Here is a 12467-nt window from a genome sequence, read left to right as displayed (position 1 = left end):
CCCGTGGACCTTTCCGCTCTGACCGCCATCGACGTGCACACCCACGTCGAACAAGACGGCCACGGCTGCTTCGCCCTCGACCAAGAGCTCCTGGACGCGTCCGCGAAGTACTTCCGCGCCGACCAGGACCGCACCCCGACGGTGACCGCGATCGCCGAGCACTACCGGGCGCGGAACATGGCCGCGGTCGTCTTCACCGTCGAGGCGCCGGCGGCGACCGGGCACCCGGCGCTGTCGAGCGAGGAGATCGCCGACGCCGCCGCCGAGCACGCCGACGTGCTGATCCCGTTCGGCTCGGTCGACCCGCACGGCGGCAAGGCCGCAGTGCACCGCGCGCGGCGGCTGGTGACCGAGCACGGCGTGCGCGGGTTCAAGTTCCACCCGAGCCTGCAGGCGTTCGAGCCCAACGACGTCCGGTACTACCCGCTCTACGAAGCGATCGCCGAACTGGGCGTCCCGGCCCTGTTCCACACCGGGCAGACCGGCATCGGCGCCGGCCTGCCCGGTGGGCACGGCATCAAGCTGCGCTACTCGAACCCGATGCTGCTCGACGACGTCGCCGCGGATTTCCCGGCCCTCACGGTGATCCTGGCGCACCCGTCGGTGCCGTGGCAGGACGAAGCGATCTCGGTCGCGACGCACAAGGCGAACGTGTACATCGACCTGTCCGGCTGGTCGCCGAAGTACTTCCCGCCCCAGCTGGTCCGCGCGGCCAACACGCTGCTGAAGCGGAAGGTCCTGTTCGGCTCCGACTTCCCCGTGATCACGCCCGACCGCTGGCTCGCCGACTTCGCCGAACTCGACGTCAAAGACGAGGTGCGGCCGCTGATCCTCAAGGAAAACGCCGCCCGGGTACTCGGCCTGGCTTGACGTTTGTCCGCTACGTCCCCGGGCATCCGCCCCCTTCGAGGTCTCACGATCGGAGGCGGCATCGTGGCGGAGGGTGACGTGCACACCTACTACGAAGACGGGCTGTGGAAGAACCGCGTCGAAGGCGGCAGCCGGGCGTCCAACACCTCCCCCCGGCGCGTCGACGCCGTGCTCGCCGGACGGCAGATCGCGAAGAAGCGGCGCGTCGGGCACGTGGTGCACACCCCGGAAGGCGACGTCGAGACCGAGCGCGACTACCGGTCCCGCCGGTCCGCCCGCTGACTGAGGGGATGACGTACGTCACCGCGGGCCGGTGGGTGTAACGGACGCCCCCGACCGGCGATAGGCCGTTCGTGTCCGGGGATGCCCCGGCCTTCACGAACGGAATCCCCATGCCTCGCCTGCACCTGGCCGCCCTGCTCACGGCCGGCACCCTCGTCCTCGCCTGCACCGCGTGCTCCGGCACGCCGGGCACGCCGGCGCCGGCCGCCGCCGGGACCACCTCCTCCGCGGTGTCCACGCCGCCGGCCGCCCCGGCCCTCGACGCCGCCAAGGTGGGGTCCGCCATCACCGACGCCGCCAAGCAGGCGTCGGCCGTGCACGTCAAGGGCACCATCGCGCAGGAGGGCAGCACCATGAACGTGGACCTGCAGCTCAACCCGGACAGCGCGAACGGCACGATCGTCAAGGACGGCCTCGAGATCCCCGTCCTGCGCGTCGGGGACAAGTACTACGTCCGCTTCACCAGCTCGCTGGTGAAGCAGGCGGGCGTCCCGGCCTCGGCCGCCAAGCAGCTCACCGGCAAGTGGGTCTCGTCCACGGCGAAGATCGGCGCGGGCCTGGGCGAAGCCTTCAAGGAGTTCCTCGACTACAAGGGCTTCACCAACGGCATCCTCGGCGAGCTGGAGAAGTCGACCTTCACCAGTGGTGAGCCCACCACGCTCGCCGGCATGCCGGCGCTGAGCTTCAAGAGCGTTGACGGCACCGCCACCGTGGCCGCCGCCGAACCGCACTACCTGCTGCGCATGGCGGACCCGAAGCACGGCGCCATGGAGTTCAGCGACTGGAACAAGCCGACCACGATCAACACGCCCGCGGCGTCGGAGATCTACTCCGGCCCCGGCGCCTGATCAACAAGGCCGTGAATGGCACATTCAGGGACTTGAATGTGCCCTTCACGGAAGGGCCGCGCGGGCCAGGACCGCCCACACGGTCTTGCCGCCGGAGCCGGACCGGCTGCTGCCCCAGTTCTTCGCGACCTTCGTGACCATCCGCAGGCCGAGCCCCGTCTCCGCCAGGTCGAGCCCCTCGCGCAGCACGGCCGGGCTCGCGCTGTCGTCGGCGACCTCGACGGTCAGCATCCCGCGGCGCAGCTCGAGCCGCAGCCGCGGCGCCGAATCCGTGTGGCGCAGCACGTTTTCGACCAGTTCGGTCGCGACGAGCTCGGCGTCCTCGGCCAGCTCGGGCACCATCCACTCCGCGCACGTGCCGCGCACGAACCCGCGGGCGCGCGCCGAAGTCCGTGACGACCGGTCCAGCAGCCGGCCGCCCCGCCGGCGCGCCGGGCGGGTCAGCGCGGCTTCCGCCGTGTCGTGGTCGGGGTAGACGGGCACGTGGCGGCCGGCCAAGCCCTCGGCCAGCGCCGCCCGCTGCTCCGGCCGGCCCGTCACGAGCGCGAAGGGGATCGCCGGCCACTGCCTGATCCTCAGAGCGACGAGGGCGAACACCCTGGTCAGCGTCCGGTCGCGCAGCTCGAGGCGTTCGATGTCGACGAGCACGCCGTCCTCGGAATCCGTCGCGAACTCGAGCAGCCGGTCCCGCAGCTCCGGATAGGTCGTCCGGTCGAGCACTCCGACGATCGACGCTCTCGCCATCGCGCCGCGCCGGGGAACGAGCCAGACGGAATTGTGCCGGGCGAGCACGGGAGACCACCTCCTGGGCATGGGTCACCGATCGGATAACCGGTCCCGAACCCGTCAAACACGACGGTTCCGCGCATCGGCTCCCGGCTCACGAAGGCGGCATGCCTCCGCTGTCGGCGCCCTCTTCGTCGCTTTCGGCGGGACGCGGTTCCTGGTCGTGGAACGTCGGCTCGGTGTGCTCGCCACCGATGTCGGCGTCGGCTTCCATGCTTTCCGCGGTCACCGGGTCGATTTCGGGAGTGCTCATCACTTCCTCCGATCGAGCGAAACCCGGGCATACCCGGCGCGGCGGACGCCGAAACGCGTTTGTGCGCCGCGCCACCGGGCATGCCGCGCCGGCGGGTCCCCCGGCCGAGGGGCCTGTCCACCCGAATCGGAGGAAGCGACCATGGCATCGATGGAGACCGAGGTCCGGCGGACCCCGCGCCAGCTTCTCGCCGCGATCGTGGGAGTGGTTTTCCTGCTGGTCGGCGTGCTGGGCTTCATCCCCGGCGTGACCACGCACTACGACATGCTCACCTGGGCCGGGCACCACTCCGGCGCCCTGCTCCTGGGCATCTTCAATGTCTCGATCCTGCACAACATCGTGCACCTGGCCTTCGGCGTCGCCGGGGTCGCGCTGGCGAGGACCGCGAACGGCGCCCGGGCGTTCCTCGTCGGCGGCGGTGTGATCTACCTCGTCCTGTGGCTCTACGGCCTGGTGATCGACCAGGGCAGCGCCGCCAACTTCGTCCCGGTGAACACCGCCGACAACTGGCTGCACTTCGGCCTGGGCGTCGGGATGATCGCGCTGGGCCTGATCCCGCTCGGCGCCACGCGCGGACCAGTCGCCGACTCTCGGTGACCGGGCGCCGGGCCGGGCAGCCGGTTCACGACGGCCGCCCGGCCCGGCTTCCCGCGTACGCCCGCTCCCGCACCCGCACCAGCCATTCCGGGGCGAACCCCAGCCCCTCGGGGCGGTTCAGCATGGGGTCGAACGACGGCGCGTCTCCGCCGGTCTCGGTCAGCGTCAGCACCGCGCTGTCGCACCAGCGCCCGTCTTCGCGGCCGGTCCGGAGCACGAACCGCAAGGGTGCCGCCGCGCGCACCGCCTCGAGCGACGCCTCGACCCGCGGCGATCCCGCTTCCGCCCACGCACCGAGCCAGACCAGCCGGTCGGCCCGGCGGTAGGGCACGAGACTGCTGTACGCGCCGCGGGTCCACGCGGCCGCCGGCCGGGGCAGCAGCCGCCCGAGGTGGCCGCTGCCCGCCGTCGTCAGCGTGATGTCCCACGGCCCGCCGTCGCGGCCCGCGCCGGGGATCCGCACCGCCAGCCCGAGCGCGTCCGGCAGCCGCCCGGGCGTCCCGGCGCCCTTGGACAGCCGCGCAACCACGGGCGCCGACGCGCGCGGCCACGGCAGATCGTCCGCGACGGGCCGGAGTTCTCCGCGCAGCACGACACCGCCGGGGTGGAAAGCCGGCGCGCGCCGCAGCGCCGCCAGGCCGCGGAAGCCCGTCGAGACAAGGCCGGCCATGTGTAGTTCCCTCCGGGCTGGGGTATTCGGATCACCCTCCCGTTACCCGCGCGGAGCACCGAGAAACCGCATCGACCCGAGGAGCACACCATCGCCACCGCGGTCCTGTTCGACGTCGACGGCACGCTCGTCGACTCCAACTACCTCCACGTCCACGCCTGGCGCCGGGCGTTCCACGCGCTCGACCGGAACGTCGACTCCTGGCGCGTGCACCGGGCGATCGGGAAGGGGTCGGGCAAGCTGCTGGCCACCCTGCTGGGCGACGAAGACGCCGAGCGCGTCGGCGACGAGGCGAAGGAGCTGCACAGCCGCTTCTACCTGGAGACGGCCGAGCTGCTGCGGCCGTTCGACCGGGCCCCCGAGCTCGTCCGCACCCTGGCGGGACGCGGCGTGCGGGTCGTGCTGGCGACGTCGGCGAGTCCGGACGAGCTGGACGTGCTGCGGAAGGTCCTCGACGTCGACGACGTGGTCGACGGCATCGTGTCCGGGGAGGACGTCGAGGCGACGAAACCTGACCCGGAACCGGTGTTCGCCGCCCTCGAAAAGGCCGGGACGTCGCCGGAGGACACGATCTTCGTCGGCGACGCGGTCTGGGACGTCCACGCCGCCGCCAAGGCCGGCGTCCGCACGGTCTCGGTGCTCTCCGGCGGGGTCGGCGCGGCGGAACTGACCGACGCGGGCGCCGTCGCGGTCTACGACGACGCCGCGGCCCTGCTCGACGACCTCGACGGCAGCGTGCTGTTCAGCTGACCTTGCGGGCGACCAGGCGTTCCACCAGCCCGAGCTTGAACCGCTCCCGCCGTTGCACCGGCACGCCCAGCGCCTCGACGAGGAGCAGCGGCCGCCGCCGGAAGTGCTCGCCCGCCAGCGGGACGCTCGCCAGCTCGACCAGCCACTGCATGCCGCGCACGAGCCGCGACGACGACGCCACGTGGTCGACGAGGATCAGCTGCCCGCCCGGGCGCAGCACCCGCACCATCTCCGCGACGGCGGCCGCCGGGTCTCCGATCGCGCAGAGGCCGAACGTGCACAGGACGGTGTCGAAGGAGTCCTCGGCGAAGGGCAGCTGCTGGGCGCTGCCGTGGCGCAGGCTCACCGGGCGGCCGAGCCGGCGGGCGCGGTCGCGGGCGATGGCGAGCATCCCCTCGCTGAGGTCGAGGCCGGTGAGCGTCACCTCCGTGGGGTAGCACGGGAGGTTCAGCCCGGTCCCGACCGCGACCTCCAGGACGTCGCCCGCGGCCTGCCCGCAGGCCCACTCCCGCGAGTCGCCGAAGAGCCGGCGGTCCCAGACGCCCATCTCCGCGTCGTAGGTCGCGGACTTGCGGTCCCAGTACCGACGCCACCGCTCCGCCTTCGTCATGTCCCCCAGCGAAGCACGAACCGGCGCCGTCAGCCGAACATGCCGGGCTCGTACGAGCCGCCCTGCTGGTGGACGATCACCGCGAGCCGGTTGGCCGAGTTCATCTGGGCGACCAGGGCGACGAGCGCGGCGGTCCGGTCGTCGTCGTAGTGCTCGCGCACCTGCGCCCACGTGCCGTCGGATACGCCAGGGGCGGCGTCGGCGATCCGGGTGCCCTCCTCGGCCAGCGCGAGCGCCGCCCGCTCGGCCTCGGTGAACACCGTGGCTTCGCGCCAGGCCGCGACCAGGTTGATCCGCGTCGCGGGTTCCCCGGCGGCCGCGAGCTCCTTGGTATGGACGTCGACGCACCAGCCGCAGCCGTTGATCTGGCTGACGCGCAGCGACACCAGCTCCTGGGTGACTTTGCCGAGCGGCGACTGGGTGATCGCCAGGCTCGCGGTGCCGAACCGCTTGGCGAAGCGGGCGCCGATCTCGTTTTCGGTCAGGGTGAAACGGGGTTCCATGGCTTGCGTTCCTCACTCGTCGTGCGAAGCGGACGGCCACGAGATGCCGGGCACCCCGCCACCCGTGACACCGCGGGCGCGTGACGACGGTCACCGTCACACCGGCGGTGTGGCCGGCATCTGGTGGGAAACTCCGCGAGAGACGAAGAAGGAGCACCATGGCCGACCCCGCCACCGAGGCGTTCGTCGCCCACCGCAACCTGCTCTTCACCGTTGCCTACCAGCTGCTCGGCTCGGCCGCCGACGCCGAAGACGTCCTGCAGGAGACGTGGCTGAAGTGGGTGGGCGTGGACCTCGGCGGCGTGCGGGACCAGCGCGCGTACCTGGTCCGGATCACCACCCGCCAGGCGCTGATGCGGCTGCGGGCGCTGGGCAGGCGCAAGGAGTCCTACGTCGGTCCGTGGCTGCCCGAGCCGCTGCTGACCGCGCCCGACGTCGCCGAGGACGTCGAGCTGGCCGACAGCGTGTCGATGGCGATGCTGCTGGTGCTGGAGACGCTGGGCCCGGCCGAGCGGGCGGTGTTCGTGCTGCGCGAGGTGTTCGACCTCGGCTACGGCGAAATCGCCGAAGCCGTCGGCAAGAGCCCGGCCGCGGTCCGGCAGATCGCCCACCGGGCCCGCTCCCACGTCGCCGCGCGCCGGCCGCGCGGACCCGTCTCCCCGGCCGCGACCCGGGACGCGCTGGAGGCGTTCCGGGTCGCGGTCGAGACGGGCGACCTGCGGCACCTGCTCGGCATCCTCGCCCCGGACGTCGTGTTCCTCGGCGACGGCGGCGGCGTCGTGCGGGCGGTGCTGTCCCCGGTCGCCGGGGCCGGCGAAGTGGCCCGGCTGCTGGCCGCGGGCCTGGGCAACTTCGCCGCCGGAACGCTGCAGGCGGCGCAGGTCAACGGCTACCCGGCGCTGATCCTCCGCCGCGACGGCGAAGTCGACACAGTCCTGGCGGTCCGTGTCGACGACGGCCTCGTCACGGGGCTGTACGCCGTGCGCAACCCGGAGAAGCTGTCACGCCTGGAGGAAGCGACCGTCCTGCGGCGCTGACTCACTCGGTGCCGGTCGCCGCGGCGGCGATCACCTCGGCCACCACCTCCGGCTGGGACACCGCGACGGCGTGCGACGCGTCGATGCGGCGGACCGTCGAGGACGCGCGCTCGGCCATGAACTCCTGGGCCGCGGCCGGGATCGCGTTGTCCTGGTTGGCGACCAGCGTCCACGAAGGCAGCTTCGTCCACGCGGGGGTGCCTTCGAACGGCGCGGCCAGCGCCTGCTCCGCGACCGGCCGCTGGGTGACCGCCATGATCGCCGCGGTGGCGGCGGGCACGTCGGCGGCGAAGACCTCGGCGAAGTCTTCCGGCTTGATCGACAGCTCGGGCTGCCCGTCGTGGACGAGGACGTTCGTCGTCTCCGGGCCGAGCTTGGCGCCCGGGTAGCGGCCGGACAGCTCGAACACGCTCTCGCCCGCGTCCGGCTGGAACGCGGCGATGTAGACCAGGGCGCGGACGTTCGGCGTCGAGGTGGCCGCCCGGGTGATCAGGGCGCCGCCGTAGGAGTGGCCGGCCAGCACCACCGGACCGGACACGCCGTTGACGACGTCGGCGACGTAGGCCGCGTCGGAGTCGACGCCCCGCAGCGGGTTCGCCACGGCCACGACCGGATAGCCCTGCTCCTGCAGCTTCGCGACGACGCCGGTCCAGCTGGACGAGTCGGCGAACGCGCCGTGGACCAGGACGACGGTGGGCTTGCTCATGTCTGGCTCCTTCAGAGAGAACGATCGGTCTTTCTGCTCCGCCCACTCTGGCCCACCGCAGCCACGTTGGCAATGTGACGAAGCCGATCTGGCAGAACGATCGGTCTTTCTCTATGCTGCGGGGATGAAGACTGTCGACGCGCACCCGAAGGACCGGCTGCTCGCGACCGCCTCGCGGCTGTTCTACGCCGAGGGCATCCACGCCGTCGGGGTCGAGCGCCTGGTCTCCGAGGCGTCCGTGACCCGGGCGACCTTCTACCGGCACTACCCGACCAAGGACGACCTCGTCGCCGCCTACCTCACCGAGACCAGCCGGCAGATCCGCGCGGCCGTCGAAGCGGCCCGGGCCGGCAAGCCCCCGCGCGAGGGCCTGGCCGACACCATGGCCGTGGTCGGCGACGCGACCCGCGGCGAGGACTTCCGCGGCTGCCAGTTCCTCAACGCCGCCGCCGAATACCCCGATCCGCGGCACCCGGTGCGCACGGTCATCGACGACCACCGGAACTGGTTCTTCGAAGTCCTGCGCGAGCAGGCGGCCGCACTCGGGCACCCCGAACCGGACCACGCGGCGCGCGTGCTCGTCCTGCTGCGCGACGGCGCCCTGCACGGCGGCGAACTCGACGACGCCGGGAAGGTGCGCGCGACGCTCCGCCGGGCCGTCGAGGACCTCTTCCCCGCCTGAGCCGCGATCACGGTCTCGCGAGACCGGGCCAGGACGCGCTCTTAGCGGAAGTAGGGGTAGTCCTGCACCCAGTGGAACCCGCGGCTGCGCAAGGTGAAGCTGTCCGGGTCCACGCGGTCCAGGACGATCGCGACCGGGTGGTCACGCAGGTTCCCGCGCAGCACCAGCCGGTCCGGGGCAGGCCGCTCGGCGCGCAGCGTCGCGAAGGGCCGCGGGCTTCCGGCGTCCGTGGCCGTCGCCGCGGCGAGCTCCAGCTGGCCGCCCGGACGGAAGTCGGCGCGCGCGGGCACCAGGTCACCGTTCATCCGCTGGTAGGTCGCGCTGCCCCGCGCGTCGAAAACCAGCCGCTGCCACCGGCTCTCGTCGGTGGTCAGCGGCGGCACCGGCCGCCCGTCGACGGCGAAGTCCCGCACGTCCCAGATGCCGTACAGCTCGGACCTGGCGCTGCCGGGGCCGTGCTGGTCCTGCCAGACGATCCACCGATCGGAGCCGCTGCCCACCGCGAGCCAGATGCCGAGGGCCACCTGGACCCCGAGCGCCACGCGGTTCTTCCGGTCGCCGGCGAACAGCGGGGGCTGCGTCAGCGGCTCGCACGCGCGTTGCCGCACGAACACGTCGGCCAGCCGCCGCAGGTACGGCGCGAGCAGGACCAGGCCGATCAGCAGCAGGTGCGCGGAGAGCAGCTTTTCCGGGATGTCGTACGTCATGTCCGTCAGGAAGACCTGGGCCATGCTCGCCACGCTCACCACCGCGCCCAGCACCGCGGTCCGGGGCACGAACAGCAGCAGCCCGCCCACGACCTCCACCGCGCCGAGCGCCACCTGGTACGGCGGAGAGCTGCCGACCTGCAGCCACAGCACCGAGGCCGGGCTCAGATCGCCGTACCGCTCGAGGAGCTGCGCAAGTGTCGGACCGGGCATCTGGGTGGGGATCAGCTTGGCGAACCCGTACGACAGCAGCTGCGAGCCCAGGAACAGCCGCAGGAACAGCGCGAACCAAGCCCTCAGCCCCGGGTGGGCGGGGCGACGGTCGAAGGCCGTCCACACCACGGTGGCCACGGCCGCCACGACCAGGACGCAGAACACCAGCACCCAGTTGGCCGTCTGGTCGCCGGCCCCGGAGTCCGGGTGCGGCACCGCGTCGGTCCCGAAGACCGTCCTGCCCACCCACCCGGTCACGGGACCCGTGGACCCGAGCAAATCCAGCAGCGGGATCGGGGTGAAGAACAGGCAGAACAGCCCGAAATACCCCACGCGGAACCGGAACGCGATCGCCGTCAGCCGATGCCGGCCGGCCCGTGAGGTGCTGACTTCGGGCTCGTCCGTTCGGGTGCCCGGATCCCCTTTTTCGTCGTCGACCAGGCCGATCTTCGACACCGTCTCCCCCTCGAAGATGTCAAGGCGCCCGCGAGCGGGCAGCGAGATCGACAGTAGTGCCGCGCCGAGCCCCTGCCAACCGATCTTCGAGTGAGCCGTTCCAGCGGTCTTCACCTGCACGAACCCGGCGAATCTAGGCCGAACGGGTTACCTTGGGGCCCGTAAGGTGACGGAGGTGGGGATGACGGCAGACGACGCGTCGCGCGTCCCGGCCTGGATCGAGCCGATGCTCGCCAAGGCCGACGGCGGACGGCTGCGCAGCGGGCCCGAGTGGGCCTACGAGTACAAACTGGACGGTTACCGCGCGGCCATGCGGATCGGCCCGGCCGGCACCACCGTGCTGACCAGCCGCAACAACATCGACTTCACCGCCGAGTTCGCCGACCTCGCCGGGGTGCTCGCCCCCGCCCTCGACGGCCGGGCCGCCTACCTCGACGGCGAGGTCGTCGTCTACGGCGAGGACGGCCGGATCGACTTCGAGCTGATGCAGGAACGCCGCGGGCGGTACGTCCGGCACCAGAGCGGGCCGAAGGGCATCGGGTTCAAGGACGTCCCGGTCCGGTTCCTGGCCTTCGACCTGCTCCGGCTCGGCGACCGGAACCTGCTCGCCACGCCGTACGAGGAACGCCGTCACCTGCTGACGACCCTGGCGATGCCCGATCCCTACCGCGTCTCGGTGGTTCGCGCGGTCACCTTCGACGAGCTGGCCGCCGACCGCCGCACCCCCGAAGACTTCCTCGCCCACGCCGCGTCCGCCGGGTACGAAGGTGTCGTCGCGAAGCTGCGCTCCTCGCCCTACGTTCCCGGCCAGCGGCCGGATTCCTGGCTCAAGCACCCGCTGATCCGGACCCAGGAGGTCGTCGTCTGCGGCTGGCGCCCCGGCCAGCGCAGCTTCACCGGCACCCTCGGCGGGCTGCTGCTCGGCGCGCACGACCCGGCGACCGGCGACCTCGTCTACATCGGCGACGTCGGGACCGGCTTCAGCCAGGCCACCCGGGCCGAGCTGCAGGAGCAGCTGCAGCGGCTCGAGCGCCGCACCCACCCGTTCGTGACGACGCCGCCGCGGGAGGACACCGTCCGCGCCCGCTGGGTCGAACCGCGCCTGGTCGGCGAGATCGTCTACCGGCAGTTCACCCGCGCCGGCCGCGTCCGCCACACCGCGTGGCGCGGCCTGCGTCACGACAAGGAGCCGGGCGAGGTCATCGCCCCGCGCGCGGTCCCGCACGAACCCGCCGCCCCGCCGCCGCCCCCGGCCGAGCCGGCGGGCGGGCGGATCACGGTGCAGGCCGGCAACCGGCGGCTCACGCTGTCCAATTTGGACAAGGTGCTGTACCCGGCGGACGGGTTCACGAAGGGCGAGGTGATCAACTACTACTCCCGGGTCGCCGCGGTGCTGCTGCCGCACCTCGCGGGCCGTCCGGTCACGTTCATCCGCTACCCGAACGGCGTCGGCGGCGAGAAGTGGTTCGAGAAGAACGTCCCGAACGGCGCCCCGGCCTGGCTGCGCACGGTGCGGTTGCCGAGCAGCGGCTCACGCGGCAACGGCGGCACCATCGACTACCCGCTGCTGGACGACCTCCCGGGCCTGGTGTGGGCGGCGAACATGGCGGCGCTCGAGCTCCACGTTCCCCAGTGGACGGTGGAGGCAGGCACGCGGCGGCCACCGGACCGGCTGGTGTTCGACCTCGACCCCGGCCCCGGCACCACGATCGTCGACTGCTGCCGGGTGGCCGCCCGCCTTCACGACGTCCTCGTCGCCGACGGGCTCACGCCGTACGCGAAGACGTCAGGTTCCAAGGGAATGCAGCTGTACTGCGGCATCGACACCGACGACCCGGCGGCGCCGTCGGCCTACGCCAAGCGGCTGGCGCAGCGCCTCGCCCGGGAGACACCGGAGTCGGTGACGGCGGTGATGGCGAAGGCGCAGCGCACCGGCCGGGTGTTCATCGACTGGAGCCAGAACAACCCGGCCAAGACGACGGTGGCACCGTACTCCCTGCGCGGCCGCGACCACCCGACCGTGTCGACCCCGGTCACCTGGGACGAGGTCGGCGCCTGCCGCCACGTCAACCACCTGACGTTCACTGCGGACGAGGTCCTCGACCGCATCGAAGGCCACGGCGACCTTCTCGCCGGTCTGCCCGAAACCCGTGCGCCCCTGCCCTGAGCACCACTTGGCCCCAACGCCCCAATGTGGCGTTGGGTGCGTTGGACGCACCGAACGCCACATTGGGTGCGTTGAGCGCAACCAACGCCACATTGGGGTGGTTCGGGTTCTACTCGCGACCGCGGCGCAGGAGCACCTTCGCCTTGCCGATCAGTCCTCGCACCATCGAGGCGGGGTTCGGCCGGGCCTGGGGTTCGGCTGATTTCTCGTGGCGGGGCGCGGGTTCCGGCCGTTCTTCGGCAGGTGCAGAGGCTCGCGGCTGCCGCGCGTGGGTTTCCTCTTGCTGTGGGGCGGCTTCCCGCTCGGCCGGCCGAAGTGCGTGCTTCGGCT

Annotated in this window: 15 protein-coding genes; 8 read left to right on the top strand and 7 right to left on the bottom strand. The window is 72.2% G+C overall.

Features of this window, described 5'->3' with window-relative positions; translation table 11 throughout:
* The first annotated feature begins 3 nt into the window (after window positions 1–3).
* From couO to CF165_RS41755, 3 genes are all read left to right on the top strand, one after another.
* Window positions 4–870 carry a 4-hydroxyphenyl-beta-ketoacyl-CoA hydrolase gene (gene couO, locus CF165_RS41765; protein ID WP_093953119.1) on the top strand — a complete coding sequence of 289 codons (867 nt, stop codon included), beginning with the start codon at window positions 4–6 and terminating at the stop codon, window positions 868–870.
* 63 nt (window positions 871–933) lie between these two features.
* Window positions 934–1152: a DUF2188 domain-containing protein gene (locus tag CF165_RS41760; RefSeq protein WP_093953118.1), complete on the top strand. Its 219-nt coding sequence runs from the start codon at window positions 934–936 to the stop codon at window positions 1150–1152.
* Window positions 1153–1262: 110 nt separating this feature from the next.
* Window positions 1263–2000 (top strand): hypothetical protein, encoded by a 738-nt coding sequence (locus CF165_RS41755; RefSeq protein WP_093953117.1) that lies wholly within the window; start codon window positions 1263–1265, stop codon window positions 1998–2000.
* 45 nt (window positions 2001–2045) lie between these two features.
* Here CF165_RS41755 and CF165_RS41750 read toward each other — a convergent pair whose 3' ends face one another.
* Both CF165_RS41750 and CF165_RS51910 read right to left on the bottom strand, forming a co-directional pair.
* Entirely contained in the window at window positions 2046–2792 is a 747-nt protein-coding gene (locus CF165_RS41750) for an ATP-binding protein (RefSeq protein WP_093953116.1), read from the bottom strand.
* Window positions 2793–2880: 88 nt separating this feature from the next.
* On the bottom strand, window positions 2881–3039 hold the full coding sequence (locus CF165_RS51910) for a hypothetical protein (protein WP_167441730.1): 159 nt from the start codon (window positions 3037–3039) through the stop codon (window positions 2881–2883).
* Window positions 3040–3180: 141 nt separating this feature from the next.
* Between CF165_RS51910 and CF165_RS41745 the strand changes: the two genes are divergently transcribed.
* Window positions 3181–3636, top strand: a complete 456-nt coding sequence (locus CF165_RS41745) for a DUF4383 domain-containing protein (RefSeq protein ID WP_093953115.1) — start codon at window positions 3181–3183, stop codon at window positions 3634–3636.
* A gap of 25 nt (window positions 3637–3661) precedes the next feature.
* Here the strand turns inward: CF165_RS41745 and CF165_RS41740 are convergent, their stop codons facing one another.
* Window positions 3662–4306, bottom strand: a complete 645-nt coding sequence (locus tag CF165_RS41740; RefSeq protein ID WP_093953114.1) for a hypothetical protein — start codon at window positions 4304–4306, stop codon at window positions 3662–3664.
* Window positions 4307–4330: 24 nt separating this feature from the next.
* Here CF165_RS41740 and CF165_RS41735 point away from each other — a divergent pair, with 24 nt between their 5' ends.
* Window positions 4331–5056, top strand: a complete 726-nt coding sequence (locus CF165_RS41735; RefSeq protein ID WP_338023650.1) for an HAD family hydrolase — start codon at window positions 4331–4333, stop codon at window positions 5054–5056.
* Here CF165_RS41735 and CF165_RS41730 read toward each other — a convergent pair.
* Together CF165_RS41730 and CF165_RS41725 are read right to left on the bottom strand one after the other, a co-directional pair.
* Window positions 5049–5666 carry a class I SAM-dependent methyltransferase gene (locus tag CF165_RS41730; RefSeq protein ID WP_093953113.1) on the bottom strand — a complete coding sequence of 206 codons (618 nt, stop codon included), beginning with the start codon at window positions 5664–5666 and terminating at the stop codon, window positions 5049–5051. The two genes, CF165_RS41735 and CF165_RS41730, sit on opposite strands and share 8 nt — an antisense overlap.
* A 29-nt stretch (window positions 5667–5695) precedes the next feature.
* Window positions 5696–6169: a carboxymuconolactone decarboxylase family protein gene (locus CF165_RS41725; protein ID WP_093953112.1), complete on the bottom strand. Its 474-nt coding sequence runs from the start codon at window positions 6167–6169 to the stop codon at window positions 5696–5698.
* Window positions 6170–6327: 158 nt separating this feature from the next.
* Between CF165_RS41725 and CF165_RS41720 the strand changes: the two genes are divergently transcribed.
* Window positions 6328–7206 carry an RNA polymerase sigma-70 factor gene (locus tag CF165_RS41720; RefSeq protein WP_093953111.1) on the top strand — a complete coding sequence of 293 codons (879 nt, stop codon included), beginning with the start codon at window positions 6328–6330 and terminating at the stop codon, window positions 7204–7206.
* 1 nt (window position 7207) lies between these two features.
* On the opposite strand, the gene CF165_RS41715 is transcribed toward CF165_RS41720, so the two are convergent.
* Complete coding sequence (locus tag CF165_RS41715) at window positions 7208–7912, bottom strand: alpha/beta fold hydrolase (RefSeq protein WP_093953110.1); 705 nt, start codon at window positions 7910–7912, stop codon at window positions 7208–7210.
* Between the two features lie 124 nt (window positions 7913–8036).
* Between CF165_RS41715 and CF165_RS41710 the strand changes: the two genes are divergently transcribed.
* A complete protein-coding gene (locus CF165_RS41710; RefSeq protein WP_093953109.1) occupies window positions 8037–8594 on the top strand; it encodes a TetR/AcrR family transcriptional regulator in 558 nt (185 codons plus the stop codon).
* Between the two features lie 41 nt (window positions 8595–8635).
* Here CF165_RS41710 and CF165_RS41705 read toward each other — a convergent pair whose 3' ends face one another.
* Window positions 8636–10084: a DoxX family protein gene (locus tag CF165_RS41705; RefSeq protein ID WP_240522046.1), complete on the bottom strand. Its 1449-nt coding sequence runs from the start codon at window positions 10082–10084 to the stop codon at window positions 8636–8638.
* Between the two features lie 67 nt (window positions 10085–10151).
* Between CF165_RS41705 and ligD the strand changes: the two genes are divergently transcribed.
* Entirely contained in the window at window positions 10152–12137 is a 1986-nt protein-coding gene (gene ligD, locus CF165_RS41700) for a DNA ligase D (protein WP_093953108.1), read from the top strand.
* Window positions 12138–12467: the final 330 nt, after the last annotated feature.

Source organism: Amycolatopsis vastitatis, assembly GCF_002234595.1.
Classification (GTDB): domain Bacteria; phylum Actinomycetota; class Actinomycetes; order Mycobacteriales; family Pseudonocardiaceae; genus Amycolatopsis; species Amycolatopsis vastitatis.
Note: the sequence above shows the minus strand (reverse complement) of the source record. Positions and strands in the feature narration are given on the sequence as shown.

Bases quoted from the DNA above. Each gene is read 5' to 3' on its own strand.
- CF165_RS41725 (WP_093953112.1), bottom strand. From the start codon at position 6,169: ATGGAACCCCGTTTCACCCTGACCGAAAACGAGATCGGCGCCCGCTTC.
- ligD (WP_093953108.1), top strand. From the start codon at position 10,152: ATGACGGCAGACGACGCGTCGCGCGTCCCGGCCTGGATCGAGCCGATG.
- CF165_RS41755 (WP_093953117.1), top strand. From the start codon at position 1,263: ATGCCTCGCCTGCACCTGGCCGCCCTGCTCACGGCCGGCACCCTCGTC.
- CF165_RS41740 (WP_093953114.1), bottom strand. From the start codon at position 4,306: ATGGCCGGCCTTGTCTCGACGGGCTTCCGCGGCCTGGCGGCGCTGCGG.
- CF165_RS41745 (WP_093953115.1), top strand. From the start codon at position 3,181: ATGGCATCGATGGAGACCGAGGTCCGGCGGACCCCGCGCCAGCTTCTC.
- CF165_RS41715 (WP_093953110.1), bottom strand. From the start codon at position 7,912: ATGAGCAAGCCCACCGTCGTCCTGGTCCACGGCGCGTTCGCCGACTCG.
- CF165_RS41720 (WP_093953111.1), top strand. From the start codon at position 6,328: ATGGCCGACCCCGCCACCGAGGCGTTCGTCGCCCACCGCAACCTGCTC.
- CF165_RS41710 (WP_093953109.1), top strand. From the start codon at position 8,037: ATGAAGACTGTCGACGCGCACCCGAAGGACCGGCTGCTCGCGACCGCC.
- CF165_RS41730 (WP_093953113.1), bottom strand. From the start codon at position 5,666: ATGACGAAGGCGGAGCGGTGGCGTCGGTACTGGGACCGCAAGTCCGCG.
- CF165_RS51910 (WP_167441730.1), bottom strand. From the start codon at position 3,039: ATGAGCACTCCCGAAATCGACCCGGTGACCGCGGAAAGCATGGAAGCC.